This is a genomic window from Priestia sp. AB (assembly GCF_028369225.1).
Classification (GTDB): domain Bacteria; phylum Bacillota; class Bacilli; order Bacillales; family Bacillaceae_H; genus Priestia; species Priestia megaterium.
The window spans coordinates 231679-246554 of the sequence record NZ_JAQMYN010000005.1 but is presented as its reverse complement, the minus strand read 5'-3'; the positions used below and the strand labels follow the sequence as shown (position 1 = coordinate 246554).

Below are 14876 nucleotides of genomic sequence, written 5' to 3'. Positions count from 1 at the left end.
GAAATGAATTCAATCTAAAGACGAACAAATGAGATATATGAGCTGAACTGCTTTTGACTCCGCAGTTGATTTCCGTGCAAGACTTCGCTTTCCGCGGGCGGCCGGTGAGCCTCCTCGTCGCTTACTCTCCTGTGGGGTCTCACCTGTTCCGCTTTTCCCGCAAGAGTCTTCGTCTTGCCCTCCAATCAACTGCTAGAAGGAACAAAACAGATGAAACTATGCTCACCAAAACAAAAAAAACGAAACACGAATCAAAAATCTTGATCAATGGTTCGTTTTTCACTCCGTCTAAAATCCTTTTATCCCAACCTCTTTCTATTGTATTTATTCATCATTTGTTCCGCCCATTAAGTCAGAATACAGCTTGCTTTGCTGTTCAAGAAAGACTTTAGCACCGCTGCTATTTTTATAAAAAGAGGTTAAATCGTTATCTTTAAGCAGCTGTTCCCATTCTTTTGTATGAACCATTTCATACACTGTCTTATTCCAATATGCTACCTGCTCTTTGGTCATATTAGGCGGTCCCATTAGACCTCTCCAATGGCTAAATGTTACGTCAATTCCCGCTTCTTTCCACGTTGGGATCTCTTTTAACTCTTCTAGCCTGCTGGGAGAAGAAACGGCGAGTATTCTTACCTGCCCTTGTTCATACTGCTTTTTCACTTCTGATAATGACATAGGTGCTACATCTAGCTGATGATGAACGAGCGCATCGATCACTTTATGACTGCTGTTGTAAACGAAGAACTCAAGCTTGGAAGAGTCTACGCCTGCTTTTTTATTCAGCTGCATGAACGATAAATGATCATCGTTTCCTAAGCGAGGTGATATTCCCACTTTCATGCTGGATTCACTTTGATTTAACGTGCGTATGAGCTGTTTTAAATTATATATAGGAGAGTTAGCAGGAACTACGATGACCTCCCATTCAGATGTTAAAATAGCGAGCGGAGTAAAGTCTTTATAGGTTAATTGACTTTGCCCTAGCAAATTATTTGTAATCAGCAAGCTGGAATTTCCGGAAACAATATTCCCTTCTTTTCTCTGTTTAATATATTTCCATCCTTCTTCACCTTGCCCACCTATTTTATTACTAACAGAAACGGGTACCTTCACAATCTTCTTTTCCGTTAGCACTTGTTGAATGGCTCTTACTGTTGCGTCTGCTCCTCCGCCTTTTGCACCGGCTGCCACAATTTCAATTTCCCCCATATCAATACGGTCTTTTTTAGAGGGAGAAGAACAGCTAACAAGCAATACACTTATAAACACTATCATGAGCTTTTTGATCATATATACCATCCTTCAAGGCTAATGCTACGCTAAATAGTACTTGCGCTCTGGCCGTCCAATAATCCCATAATCATATTCAACGTGACATTCACCAGTTGATACTAGATACTCTAAATATCGTCTAGCTGTCGTTCTAGATACTCCCATGTGCTGCCCCATCTCTTCGATCGTAATTCCTTTGATGCTTTTTAAAATATCTTTTGACTTTTGTAATGTGATACCATCAATACCTGAAGGAAGAGATTTATCCGCTTTTGGCTTTGTTCTGACATGTCCAAAGTACGCATCAATAAATGATTGATCAACTTCTTCATGCGTACTAAACAGTTCCTTTTTCTCTTGATACTGTTTAATAGCATTAATGAAGGATTCCATCATAACCGGCTTAATCAAATAATTAACGACGCCGTTTCTCAAACAGATTTCTACAATGTTTTTTTCGGTGGCAGCCGTTACCACGATAACGTCAACGTGTGGAAACTGCGCTCTGATTTTTGGCAGTAAATCTGTTCCCATTTCATCTGGCATATAGATGTCTAAAAGAAGTAAATCAACTTTCTTCTCCTTTAGCATTTCAAGCGTCTCTTTTGCATTCAACGCTTTACCTACAACTTCCACACCATCTACTTCTAATAAAAATCGCTCTTGAACTTGAGCAATTCGAAAATCGTCTTCTGCAATTGCGACTCTTAACATTTCAACTCTCCCCTTACTTCTCATGATTCAGTTTTTTGGAAGGTAAACTGAAAAAATAGCTCCTCCTTCTGGCTGATTATACACTTCAATAGATCCTCCAAGCTCATCTACCATTTTCTTTATATTTGCCAGTCCGTATCCTCTGTCTGTACCTTTGGTTGAAAAACCTTTTGTGAAAATTTGATTTAATACTTCTTCTGATACACCAGGTCCATTATCCATCACTTCAATAATTAAATCATGACCAATATCGGTAATAAAAAACGACACTTCTTTTTCAGACTGCTGACTCACCGCTTCAAATGCATTATCAATTAAATTCCCAATAATGATAATGAGATGAGAAATTTCAATATGTTCTGGGAGCGTATCGAGTGTACTCTCCGAATCAACCGAAAAGTGAATTTTCTTTTCAGATGCTTTTCCAATCTTCCCAAGCAATATTGCTTGGACTTTAGAATCTAGTATCTGATCAAATAGAATACGGTTTTGTGTTTGATGTACGGCTGATTCTTTTTGAATAAACTCAAATGCATCTTTGTACTGCCCTAACTGCAGCAAACCCGACAAAACATACAGCTTATTCGTAAACTCATGCGTTTGAGCTCGTAAATCCTCTGAATACTTTCGTACTTCTGAAATCGTATTGATTAAGCTTTTTAATTCTGTCTTATCACGAAAACTAGCGACCACTCCTACAATTCGCTGATGTTCAATAATAGGTGTTAAGTTTAAGATAAACGTTTTTTCATTCAGAAAAATCTCTTGGTCGCTTCGGGCTATTCCCGTATCTAGCACTTCAATCATATTCGTATAAGGAAATACTTCAATGATATGATGATGTAAATATTCCGTCTGTAGTCCTAGCATATTTTTAGCTGATGTATTCATCATCGTAATAAAGCCTTGATGATCAATAGCAATAATTCCTTCTTTTATCGAAAGTAAAATCGCATTTCGTTCACGGTATAAAGAAGCGATTTCATGGGGCTCAAGACCGAGAGTATCTTTTTTAATACTTTTAGCTAAAAAAATACCCCCGATCATACCAAGCAATAGAACAGCTAGTGAAAATAGGATAATTTGCTGAATGCGCGCAATGAGCTGAGCATGAACATGAGACTTTAAAAACTCAACCGTCACTACTCCCACGACTTCCGTATACTTTCCGTGACTGATGACAATAGGCGCTTTCCCCATAATTGCAGGACCTGTGGTTCCCTCTCCGTCAAGCGTATAATATCCGCCGAATAATAGTGCTCTATCGTTAACCGCCTCTTTGTCTTTCTTTCCTATCCATTTTTGATTAGCATGAGAATAGATGATTTGCTCACGGTTTTGAACTACAATACTTGCTGCTCCGATTTGTTCCCTCACTTGCTCGGCAAGCGGCTGAATGTAGCGACTCGGCTGTTTTTTTTGAAAAGCAGCTTTGACTTCCGGCATAAATGATATTGATTTGGCTGCTTGAAGAGCCAGCTGCTCGGCTTGCCTTTTAGATTCTACAAACTGCATGTAAGAGAAAATACTCGCTAAAAGAACAATAACAGTTATGATTAATGCTGCGGATAAACCTACGATTTTTGTTTGCAGCGATACTTGAAACCATTTTTTCATTTCATAGCACCTTTAGCCTTTACCTTATAGTTCTATTCCTCTTTTATTTTATCAAAATTTTTTGTATATCCGCTCCTTATTCCAAAAGCTTTTTAGACAAAAAAACTTATCAATCCCAAAAGCGGAATTGATAAGTTTTTAGGTTCATGATCTTTACAGCGTAATAACTCCTGTAATAATAGCTACTAAAAGCATCACCATCGCTGTTCCAATCGTCCACTTTAAAGTAAAGCGCTGAAATTCACCAAGCTCGACTTTTGCCATACCGACCAATAGATACGTAGAAGCAACTAAAGGACTTAGTAAGTGAACAGGTTGACCAATCAATGAAGCACGGCCAATTTCTGCAGCATCAATACCGTATGCTGAAGCTGCTTGAGCAATAATTGGTAAAATTCCATAGTAGTAAGCATCATTTGACATAAAGAACGTAAATGGCATACTTGTGATAGCTGTAATCACAGACATGTAAGGCCCTAACGCATCTGGAATTAATCCTACTAAACTATTACCCATTGCATCTACCATTTTTGTACCTGATAAAATGCCTGTGAATACGCCTGCTGCGAATACAAGAGATACAACAGCAAGTACATTACCAGCATGTGCTGTGATACGCTCTTTTTGAACTTCTAAATTTGGATAGTTAATCATGATAGCGATTGCAAATCCAATCATAAACAGAATTTGAAGCGGCATGACTGCTGTGATAAGTCCTACTAATAAGAGAGCTGTTAAAGCAAAGTTTACCCATAAAAGCTTCGGACGCTTGTACTCGATTCCTTCAGCAGCGGCTGCTTCTGCAAAAGCTACTTGAGCATTTGTAACGTCTTGAATATCAATCACACCTAAGCGCTGGCGCTCTTTTTTCCCGAAATAGTAAGCCGTAAATAATAACCAAATAGCTCCACCAATCATGGCTGGAATCATTGGTGTGAACACCTGGGAAGCATCTAACTTCAATGCGCTCATCACACGAGCAGTAGGTCCGCCCCAAGGCGTTAAGTTCATAACTCCACTACCCATAATAGCGATACAGGCTAAAATCATAGGCTTCATGTTTAGCTTTTTATAAAGCGGAAGCATCGCTGAGAGCGTAATCATATATGTTGTTGTTCCGTCTCCGTCTAATGAGATAATAAGAACTAAAATAGCTGTACCAATTGTGATTTTTAGTGGATCACCTTTTACGATTTTTAAAATTCTTCCTACCACTGGATCAAACAAACCAGCATCAATCATAATCCCAAAATATAAAATAGCAAACATTAACATAACGCCTGTAGGTGCTAATTCTTTTACACCATTTAAAGCCATTTCTCCAATATCACTTGTGAATCCCCCTATGATTGCAAACAATACTGGAATAACCATTAAAGCAATAAGCGGCGTTAATCGTTTTGTCATAATTAGAAACATAAATGTACAAACCATCAAAAACCCAAGAATAGCTAACATTATTACCCCTCCTATTTTTGAATCCGCTTTCATAACAGTGGAAGCGATTCGTTTGTATGTATGACTCGCATATGTATGCCAGTTCTTCTATACGATTACAACATCGCTTGTTCACTATTAAGTTGTACCGTAAAACTTTAAAATTTTCTGTTTTTTCTTAAAATAATCATAATTTACAGGAGGGTATGGTGTAAATAATTCGTACTATAAAAACTTTTAAAACTTTATGGGTAATTAAATCCTTTTTGTTCATTGGCAGGATAAAAGAAAGGAAGAGGAAAAAAGATAGGAAAATAAAAAACGGAGAGAGAGGAACTATTCTCGTGAATTATTCAATTTGAACTCTAAGAGAATAAGCTCCAGGATGAGGAGTTTTATTCCATTGAGTAAGAGATTCCTCTAAAAATGGAATGTTTTTCAACTTCTTCGTTTGGAACTTTTCTATTTTTGAATATTTCTCTAAAGCATACGTATTAGCAAACATTTCTTGCGTTCTATTTCCTTCTTTTAAAAGCGTTCCATTTGTCATACGATCCACATGATGGCCTAATTCATGCAGAATGATAAAAGCAAATTGATGAGGCTTTTTATTTTTTGTTGTATCGATAAAGACAATAGGACATTCCGTTACTGTATATTTAATATAATCAATTTCAAACTGAAGTTTGCGCTTCTCTTTTGGAAGGTTATCATTAAATTGGCCATAGTACACGCCTAGCACATCTTTTCCTTGCACCTTTACACTGCCTAAGCAATACACACCTTTTAGCCCCTCCCAGTCTTTTTCGTCTGTTACATTAGCAATTTCCTGCAGGGCGGCTTTTTGCTTCGCGCTCATGACTCCGTGAAACGTTACACCATGAATTTGGATTTTTTCACTACGCTTAAACATCTTCTTGCCTCCTTTACTAAATTCCTTCTACAACATATTATTTAGCAATAAGTATATTCATTCACAATACATGGTTAAAAACATGAAGTTAATGTCAAGATTCCCGTTTTGATGTTTTTTAACCCTGCTTATATGCTGCTTCGTTTATTTTCTATTTTTACTATATTACATATGTAGCCATTAATAAAATATCATTTTTTTATGATTTATCATTACTTTTTTTTATTTCTATTTTTGTTTATCGATAATCTGAAGCCTGCGTATCATTTTTAAATTTAAAACCATTGCTACATAAAGAAAAGGATAGCACAACAACGAGTATAGCGTCTTCCATGCATTATAATAAAACACTTCTGTTTGGATACTCCTTTTGTAAAGAATCCATAAAGATCATATTTAACATCAAGATATACATCTCCTACCGATCCTAAAAATATAACAAACAAAGAAGTTGTGTACATTTCTATCCAGCTGATACATTTTGGCATAACTAGTACACTCAGAATAGAAATCATCGTTGTAAGGATTAAGAGCACCATGCTGAAGACCTCGTTTTCTATAGGAGATAGAAACAGCTTTCCCATTGGATATTAAATTCATTCTGAAGGCTAAAAAATTAAGATTTCGTAAAAAAAGAGATTGAGGCATAACGAAATCAAGCCAATCTAAATACGAACAAATGGGATAAATGATTTGGACTGCGTGGTACGCCGCTGTTGATTTTTGTGCAAAACTTCACTTACCCTTCTGCGGGGTCTCAGCCACTCCACTTTCCCCGATGGAGTCTTCGCCTTGCCCTCTAATCAACAGCTAGAAGCAAATATATACAATCTACGTTCACCATCACAATAAAAAATCCGAACGAGTTGGATTCTCTATCAAGAATCTCGATTCATCGTTCGGATCTTCCTTCAACTAAACTACTTTTGTTTCCGCTTCTTTTTGTTAACGAAAGGAAATGATGCAAGAACCAAGCTCTTGCTGTCCCCATTTAAGTGAAAGCTCATCATGATGAGTAAGCGGACCTACTCCCTCAGGTGTCCCTGTAAAAATAAGATCTCCTTTATCAAGACCAAAATGTTTTCCTGTAAAATCAATAATCGTTTGTAAGTCAAAAATCAAATCTTTAATATTCCCCAGCTGCACGCGTTCATTGTTTTTCACTAACGAAAAGTCTTTCTTCTTAGATGCTTCTACTCCTTCAAATGGAATAAAGTTTCCCACGACCGCTGAACGTTTGAATCCTTTTGCAAGCAGCCAAGGGTGCTTTTTTTGTTTTAATTCACTCTGCACGTCTCGAAGGGTCAAGTCTAATCCAATCGTCATCTCGTCAACAAGTTCATCTACTGTTATGCCCTCTTTGTAAGATTGTCCAATATGAAGAATCAGTTCAGTTTCAAAGTGCACCTCTCCTTGGTCGCTAGGAAGAGTGATTGATTGTCCAGCTGCTTCAACGAGAGCGTGAGTAGGTTTGGAAAATAAAAAAGGTGATGTTGGAATATCATTATGTAATTCTTTTGCATGCAGTGCGTAGTTCCGCCCCACACAATAAATATTTTTAATATCTTTCACTTTCATCATCCCTTCTTTCGTTCAAATAAAGATTTTTTAACTTGTATTCTTTTATTTTACAAGAAAAAAAGATTGGGACATAATAAAATGAATCTAATCTAAAGACGTAAAATGGGGATAAATGAGCTGAACTGCTTATGACACCTTTGTTGATTTCCATGCAACAGTTAGAAGGACCTGCCCACACGAAACCTACGTTCACCATGACCATAAAAAAAAACGAACGATCTATTTTTGATAGACCGTTCGTGTTTAACGCTAGCGAAACAACTTTTCTCACATTCTCTTTCTTTTAATCCGTTATTTTCTAGCCCATTTTGTAATGCCTTTGATATCATCTGGAGTTGTACGACAGCACCCTCCGATTAACTGAGCACCTGCTTCATACCAGCTGTGAGCGCTGCAGCCATACGTTTCGCCAGCAGATGTCCCGTTCCATGTTTTAGATTCAGCATCATAATGCTCCCCTGAATTTGGATACACAATGACTGGCTTATCCGTTTGAGATTTAATTTCTTTAATAAGTGAAGAAATATATTGAGGCGGCGTACAGTTAACTCCAAGAGCCGCTACTTGCTCATAGGAATCCAGATAGCGTGCACACTCCGAGATTAATGTTCCGCTGCTAATGTGCAGGTCATCTTTTGCGCTGAACGTAATCCATGCGTACGCTCCTTCAAACTCTTCTAGCAGCCTCGCAATGGCTCTTGCTTCCATTAAATTAGGAATAGTTTCACAAGCTAATACGTCCGCTCCTGCTTCAATTAATGCTTTCATACGAGGACGATGAAATTCCATTAACTCTTCTTCTGTTACGTCATACTGTCCAGTATATTCCGATCCGTTTGCTAAAAATGCTCCGTAAGGCCCTACCGAAGCGGCAACAATTGGTTTTGGACGATTAAGACGATTCTCTTCTCGGTGCCAAAATTCATCTCTCGCTTCAGCCGCAATTTTTACAGATGCTTGAATTAGCTCGCGAGCCTCTGATGCACTCAAGCCACGTTTAGCAAAACCTTCAAATGTGCTTTGATAACTTGCTGTAATCGCACAGTCAGCTCCTGCTGCAAAGTAGTCTTGATGCACTCTCTTAATCAATTCCGGCTGCTCCATCAGCACTTTTGCAGACCATAAGCTGTCATTTAAATCACAGCCATATCTTTCAAGTTCAGTTGCCATTGCACCATCTAGTACAATCACAGGAAATGTATGTAAAATTTGTTGGATAGGATTCATTGTTTAATCTAGGGTTGTCCACTAGCAGTTAGCTTCGATTACCCTATCCTCCTTTCAGATAATTTAAAATATATGCAAAAAAGTCTAAAGGACTAGGCAACTTTTGTCAAGAAACCGAAAAAACGAGCATGGATTTATAACCAAGCTTTTTTTAATCGTTTTATTCCTTCTTCTATTTCTTCTCTCCCCAAACTTCCGAAGCCTAACAAAACATGAGGCTTTTGTTTAGGTACTTCCGTAAGCCAATAACGAGAGGTACCGTAGACGGAGACATCCTGCTTTCGAGCTGCGTTAATTAATTCCTGTTCGTTCATATCGTTGTGCATGCGTATAAGTATATGCAAACCTGCAGATTCTCCTGACACCTTGATGTTTTTGTTAAACTCCTTCTGTAAAGCTGCTAAAAGAGTACTGTGTTTCAGTTGATAAGCAGTTCTCACTCTTCTTAAATGCTTACTCCACTCTCCATTTTTCATCATCAGCCCGAGCGTCCGCTGATGGAGAGTTGAAACAGCTTGCTCGTATAAAGAGAAGCGTTCATGATATTCCTTTAGAAGACCTTCAGGTAATACAAGGTAGCTGATTCTTAAAGAAGGCATAAAAGATTTTGAAAATGTCCCTGTATAAATGACGCGCCCCTTAGAGTCTAAGCTTTGCAATGAAGGGATGGGAGAGCCTTTATAACGAAATTCTCCGTCATAATCATCTTCAATAATAAACCCGTTGCGGTCATTCGCCCATTTAAGAAGCTCTATTCTTCTTGAAACAGGCATGATCATTCCGTATGGAAACTGATGAGATGGTGTGACATAAACAGCTCGTGCTTGGCTGTCATAAAGCTCTTGGATGTTTATGCCTTTGTTATTAAGCGACACGGGTTTTAAGGAAAATCCATGCTGCTTAAATACAAAGCTAGCCCCGTCATAACAAGGATTTTCAAAGGCAATGTCCCTGATGCTTGGTTTTAGCATCTGCGCTAATAAACTGAGCGATTGCTGCGTACCTGCTCCAATAATAATTTGATGTTTTGAACAAACCACTCCTCTTGATTGATACAGGTACGTCGCAATTTCTTTTCGCAGTGATTCTTCTCCTTGACTTTCTTGGTAAGTAAACAGAGATTCTCTATAAGTTTGAAGACTTTCATTGTATCGTTTTTTCCACTCATTCAAGGGAAACAAACGGCTATCAACTTTTCCATACCGAAAATCATAGGTACACGACTTTGTTTCTGAGTGAGGGTGTAAAAATACAGTCGGCTTTTTATCTGTTTGCAGCAAATCAAACTGTGTATTCGTTACGTACATTCCACTTTTGGGCCTGCTTTCTACATATCCTTCAGCTAAAAGCTGCTGATAGGCCATATCTACAGTATTTCGACTTACGTTTAAGTAATCAGCAAGAGACCGGATAGAAGGCAGTTTGTCATTTACTTCCACCCTGCTGGATACAATTTCTTTTTTTATATATTCATATAGCTGTTGATACAAAGGCATATCATCTTTGCGGTTTAATAAAGGTGTGAACTTCACGCTATTTCCTTTCATCTGTCCCTATTTTATTTTTCAAATCTGGCTCTTTTAGAGGGGATACATTTCTTTTACTATAAGTGTAGATCATTTGATTAAAAAGGAGAAGATTTAATGACTACTATTACAATTCGTCAAGCTAATGCCGCTGACATGGAAGCACTTATTTCATTAATGAACGAATACATTGTTGATTTTTACAAGCGCCCTCAGCCTGCCAAAAAGCAGCTGAGAAATTTAATTAATCACTTATTTCAGCATCCGGATGCTGGCGTTCAGTTTATCGCGACTCAAAATGACGAAGCAGTAGGTTTTTCGACGCTTTATTTTACATTTAGCACCACGCGTGTAAAGCCTGTAGCGATTTTAAATGACTTGTACGTTACTGAAAAAGCAAGAGGACAAAAAATTGGAGAAAAGTTATTTTCGACTTGTCACCAGTATACAAAAGAACATCAGTATGCAACTATGTCTTGGGAAACGGCTTATGATAACACAAGAGCCCAAATGCTTTACAGAAAAATGGGCGGAAATGTAACGAACGATGAATGGATTCACTACGACATCTCAAACGATATTTTATAATATTCTTCCATCCATAAAGTTTTAACACGTTCTTAACACTCCTTTCATAAATGTGTTTTATGATGAATACGACAAATAAATTAGTTTCTGTATGTATTTGTCACATTCTCTGTTAAAGTTTTCACAAAGTGTTCAAACTTTAAGTGAAAACGCTTTCTATTTTTTGTGTATAATAAAAATATGCAAATGAAAATGAATGTTACAGCTCGTTAATCATAAACATTTTAAATATGGAAGGAGTTTTGAAGATGATTTTAAAAGCATTAAGAAAAAACGGGGCCGTTACAATTAACTATTATAAAAACGGTTTGCTTCAAACGTTTAAAGGAAAAGTACAGCGCCTAGATTTAACAGACCAAACGCTTTCATTAAAAGATGAACAGCAAAATACTTTCTCTATTCGTTTATCGGGAATTAAAGAAATTTATTGATGAATAGTTTACAGTAAAAAAGAACATGATGTTCATTCTGCTTTGCAGAAGTCATCATGTTCTTTTGATTTTAGCTTTATTTAGCTGATGTTTCTGTTTCTTCTTTCCCGTACATATATTTCGAAGGGTCGACTGTTTGGAAATCCTTCAGCTTGTGGAAACGAAGCAAGTCTCCATAAAGCACTTGATCAGATAACTCCAGTTCTTTCGCTACCTTCTGTTTATAAGCTTTCATTTGATTATTTTCTTTAAGGGCTTGGCCCGTCTTAGAATCATAATACGTTCCATCCACTAATGTATATCTAGGAGATACGTAGTTGCCATTGCGGAATGCCACTACATCATCATGATCCTTAGAAAATAAATCTGTGCCAAATTGGATAAACTCTTTGCTGTCAATCCCTACTAAATGAAGAAGAGTTGGCACAACGTCAATTTCTCCACCGTACGTATGATTAACTCCGCCTTTTACTCCAGGAACGTGAATGAATAGAGGTACACGCTGCAGCTGAGCATTTTCATAAGGCGTAATTTCTTTTCCCATTACTTTTTCCATTGCCGCATTATGATTTTCAGAAATACCGTAGTGATCTCCATAAATCATAATCACAGAATTATCATAAAGCCCAGAAGCTTTCAGTTCTTGGAAGAAAGATTGCAATGATTCGTCTAAATAACGAGCCGTTTGGAAATAACGGTCAACTGTTGCATCGCCCGTGTTAGCCGGCTGTATGCTTGCCTCATTGTTTCCAAGTAAAAATGGAAAATGATTTGTTAACGTAATTAAATGCGCATAGAACGGCTGTGGTAAAGACTGCAGCATTGGAACAGATTCTTTAAAGAACGGTTTGTCTTTTAAACCATAATTAATTTTATTTTCACCCGTCATATTGTAATAACTTGCATCAAAGAACTTATCCACACCGAACTGCTTGTAAATTTCGTTACGGTTCCAAAACGTCTTATAGTCTCCGTGCAGCACAGCGCTCGTATAGCCAGCTTTTTGATCCAAAATAGCTGGTGCTGCCTGATACGTATTGCTTCCTTTCAGTACAAAGGCAGAACCTTGAGGAAGGCCGTATAGAGAGTTGTCCATCATCAGCTCAGCATCTGATGTTTTTCCTTGTCCCGTTTGATGAAAGAAGTTATCAAAATACGTAAAGTCATTTCCATGGGCCAACGAATTTAAGAAAGGTGTCACTTCCTGACCATTTAATTTGTAATCAATTAAAAAAGACTGAAATGATTCCAAATGAATTTTAATAATATTTTTCCCTTTAGCTTTTCCAAAATAAACGGAATTAGGCTCCGCATAATGACTGTTTTTAAAATTAACGACGTTTGTTAAATCATTGCTGCTTGCAAAAGCTCGCTGTTTAGAGTTTTGAGCAGTCTGAACACCGTCATACATCGTATAATTATAGGCGCCTAAATACTTTACTAGATAATTGCGGTCAAAAGTTCGAGATAGAAGCTGCGGGCGATCAATTTCTGCTAATGTTAAATTTACAGAAAAAACCATAAACCCTAAAGAAAGAATAGTTACAGCATTCTTAACCGATACTTTTTCATTATGCCAGTCAATTTTTTTACTAAAAAAGAAGAAAAAATAAATAATAAAATCAACAAAATAAAAAACATCATGTGCTTTTAATAAATCCATAATGCTTCCGCCCATACTTCCTGCATTACTTGTCTGCAACAGTGTGGGAAGCGTTACAAAATCGTTAAAAAAACGATAATAGAGAACGTTGCTGTATAACAGCAGCGTCATAATGAAACTGCCTGCAAGGATCCAAGCTCCTGCTTTCTTTCCTTTAAAAAATAAGCCGATTCCTAAAAAAATCAGCACTGAACTCACAGGGTTTATGAACAACAGCATTTGCTGCATTACGCCGCTTACGCCTAAGTTAAATTCAGTTTTATAAGCCACATACGACTTTATCCACATTAAAACAGCGGCTAATATGAAATAGTGCAGCGGCTTAGAAACGATTCGCTTCATTTTGATTTTCCTTTCTCGATTAGTTTATGAGTAGATTCACAAAGAACATATAGAAAACCTTTATCATTATACTCATAGAAAATGAAAATTAAATGAAATCCTAGCCTTCACAACCATAGATAGATTCTTTAAATTCATCTACTAGTTTACCTAATACCCACAAATAAATAAACTAAAATCACCTTTTTTATCATAAAACCCCTTCTTTCCTCATATACTGTATTCTGTTGCAACACCCGTACTGCAAACTTGTGCATTTTTTCACAATTTATCTACAAACTATTCTCATCTTGCTGTATAATAATAATTCTGCTTTGAGCATTCTCCAAATTCTTATGCTTAAGCCACAGCTTTCTTTTCATAACAGATGCACACATGAAAGGAGATGAATTAATGATTTTAAAAGCGTTAAAGAAAAACAAACATGTAACCGTGAATTATTACGAAAATGGCCTGCTTCAAACCTTCAAAGGAAAAATCCAAAATTTAAACCTAACCGACCAAACCCTCTCCCTACGAGATGAAAAACAAAACATTTTTTCCATTCGTTTGTCTGGCATTAAAGAAATTTATTAACAAAAAAGATCCTGAAGAATTCTTCTAGGATCTTTTTTGTATTTTTTATCCATCATCTATTGAAAAATTATCCAATTGATGTTAAATTAACTTTACATAATGTTAAATCAACTTAACAAATTTATTAAAAAGGCAGCGGGTGATCATATTGACTCTTATTAATCACGTAAAAGAGCTTAGAGCTAAACATGGATATACGCAAGGAGATTTAGCTGAAAAAGTTGGAGCCACTCGCCAAACCATTGCAGCTATTGAAAAGGGAAATTACGTTCCTTCCCTACTGCTTGGTTTAACAATTTGTGATGTCTTTCAATTAAAAATGGAAGATGTTTTTACACTTCAAAAGGAGGAGAAAAATGTTGAGTAATGTTATTAAATCTTATTTGTTGAATGTAGTGTCTCTGTTGTGCGTAGGTTGGTTTTTATATGACTTTTTAAGCCTAAATATTCAATTTAGTGAAGTTATGACCGACCCTGAACCCCCGTGGGAAATTACTATGTCTATAGGCTCTTTTGCTTCTTTAATTGTTCTTTTAATCGTCTCATTTTTTTACTACCGGGCGCGTAAAAAGACGAAGAACGTTTCGCCTTTATTATTTCCTTTTGAATTTGCAGAAGAAGATGAACGTGAAAAGATGATAACAGCAGAAGCTTGTAAAAAAGCCTTTGTTTTTCTCCTATTTTCTATTCCTATAGGTGCTATATTAATAGCTTTTTATCCGCTGTTACCTAATTCTTTTAGCTTCTATCCCATTGCCGTTCTTTTACTTCTTTCTCTTGTGCAGTTAACAGTTTATTACGTATCAATTAGTAAGATTTATCGGTGATTAAAAAAGGGTTGTTCTAAAAAGAACAACCCTTTTTTAATCTAATAATTCACTGAATTCCCCCACAAAAATAATCCGACCTACATCTATTTCACTATTTTTTCATTTTCTCTGTCTATATTGAACTATAACAATTGAACGATGTATGTTACCTTCCAT

Annotated in this window: 15 protein-coding genes; 5 read left to right on the top strand and 10 right to left on the bottom strand. The window is 36.8% G+C overall.

Going from position 1 to position 14876, the window contains the following annotated elements; all coding sequences use genetic code 11:
• Positions 1–9 precede the first annotated feature (9 nt).
• The 9 genes from POF52_RS17320 to pdxR form a co-directional block, all read right to left on the bottom strand.
• Entirely contained in the window at positions 10–189 is a 180-nt protein-coding gene (locus POF52_RS17320; protein ID WP_271993635.1) for a hypothetical protein, read from the bottom strand.
• A 135-nt stretch (positions 190–324) separates the two neighbouring features.
• On the bottom strand, positions 325–1293 hold the full coding sequence (locus POF52_RS17315; protein ID WP_025749762.1) for a tripartite tricarboxylate transporter substrate binding protein: 969 nt from the start codon (positions 1291–1293) through the stop codon (positions 325–327).
• A 24-nt stretch (positions 1294–1317) separates the two neighbouring features.
• Positions 1318–1989, bottom strand: coding sequence for a response regulator (locus POF52_RS17310; protein WP_013081881.1), 672 nt, complete (start codon positions 1987–1989; stop codon positions 1318–1320).
• A gap of 27 nt (positions 1990–2016) precedes the next feature.
• Entirely contained in the window at positions 2017–3606 is a 1590-nt protein-coding gene (locus POF52_RS17305) for an ATP-binding protein (RefSeq protein ID WP_271993631.1), read from the bottom strand.
• Positions 3607–3759: 153 nt separating this feature from the next.
• Positions 3760–5064, bottom strand: a complete 1305-nt coding sequence (locus POF52_RS17300; RefSeq protein WP_034654158.1) for a CitMHS family transporter — start codon at positions 5062–5064, stop codon at positions 3760–3762.
• A 328-nt stretch (positions 5065–5392) separates the two neighbouring features.
• On the bottom strand, positions 5393–5956 hold the full coding sequence (locus POF52_RS17295; protein WP_047932369.1) for an ImmA/IrrE family metallo-endopeptidase: 564 nt from the start codon (positions 5954–5956) through the stop codon (positions 5393–5395).
• A 945-nt stretch (positions 5957–6901) separates the two neighbouring features.
• Positions 6902–7534, bottom strand: a complete 633-nt coding sequence (locus POF52_RS17290) for a fumarylacetoacetate hydrolase family protein (RefSeq protein ID WP_013081877.1) — start codon at positions 7532–7534, stop codon at positions 6902–6904.
• Positions 7535–7828: 294 nt separating this feature from the next.
• Complete coding sequence (gene mmuM / locus POF52_RS17285; protein WP_271993628.1) at positions 7829–8764, bottom strand: homocysteine S-methyltransferase; 936 nt, start codon at positions 8762–8764, stop codon at positions 7829–7831.
• A 134-nt stretch (positions 8765–8898) separates the two neighbouring features.
• A complete protein-coding gene (gene pdxR, locus POF52_RS17280) occupies positions 8899–10311 on the bottom strand; it encodes a MocR-like pyridoxine biosynthesis transcription factor PdxR (RefSeq protein WP_271993626.1) in 1413 nt (470 codons plus the stop codon).
• Positions 10312–10407: 96 nt separating this feature from the next.
• Here pdxR and POF52_RS17275 point away from each other — a divergent pair, with 96 nt between their 5' ends.
• Positions 10408–10878, top strand: a complete 471-nt coding sequence (locus POF52_RS17275; protein WP_271993624.1) for a GNAT family N-acetyltransferase — start codon at positions 10408–10410, stop codon at positions 10876–10878.
• Positions 10879–11108: 230 nt separating this feature from the next.
• Complete coding sequence (locus tag POF52_RS17270; RefSeq protein WP_074893948.1) at positions 11109–11309, top strand: YolD-like family protein; 201 nt, start codon at positions 11109–11111, stop codon at positions 11307–11309.
• Positions 11310–11385: 76 nt separating this feature from the next.
• Here POF52_RS17270 and POF52_RS17265 read toward each other — a convergent pair whose 3' ends face one another.
• On the bottom strand, positions 11386–13314 hold the full coding sequence (locus tag POF52_RS17265; RefSeq protein WP_034654171.1) for an LTA synthase family protein: 1929 nt from the start codon (positions 13312–13314) through the stop codon (positions 11386–11388).
• A 375-nt stretch (positions 13315–13689) separates the two neighbouring features.
• Here POF52_RS17265 and POF52_RS17260 point away from each other — a divergent pair, with 375 nt between their 5' ends.
• The 3 genes from POF52_RS17260 to POF52_RS17250 all read left to right on the top strand — a co-directional run bounded on the left by POF52_RS17260 (position 13690) and on the right by POF52_RS17250 (position 14717).
• Positions 13690–13890 (top strand): YolD-like family protein, encoded by a 201-nt coding sequence (locus POF52_RS17260; RefSeq protein WP_370881275.1) that lies wholly within the window; start codon positions 13690–13692, stop codon positions 13888–13890.
• 148 nt (positions 13891–14038) lie between these two features.
• On the top strand, positions 14039–14257 hold the full coding sequence (locus tag POF52_RS17255) for a helix-turn-helix transcriptional regulator (RefSeq protein WP_013081870.1): 219 nt from the start codon (positions 14039–14041) through the stop codon (positions 14255–14257).
• The gene (locus POF52_RS17250; RefSeq protein WP_013081869.1) at positions 14247–14717 is read left to right on the top strand and encodes a hypothetical protein; all 471 of its coding nucleotides are present in this window, start codon (positions 14247–14249) and stop codon (positions 14715–14717) included. The genes POF52_RS17255 and POF52_RS17250 overlap by 11 nt, the downstream gene beginning before the upstream one ends.
• Positions 14718–14876 lie beyond the last annotated feature (159 nt).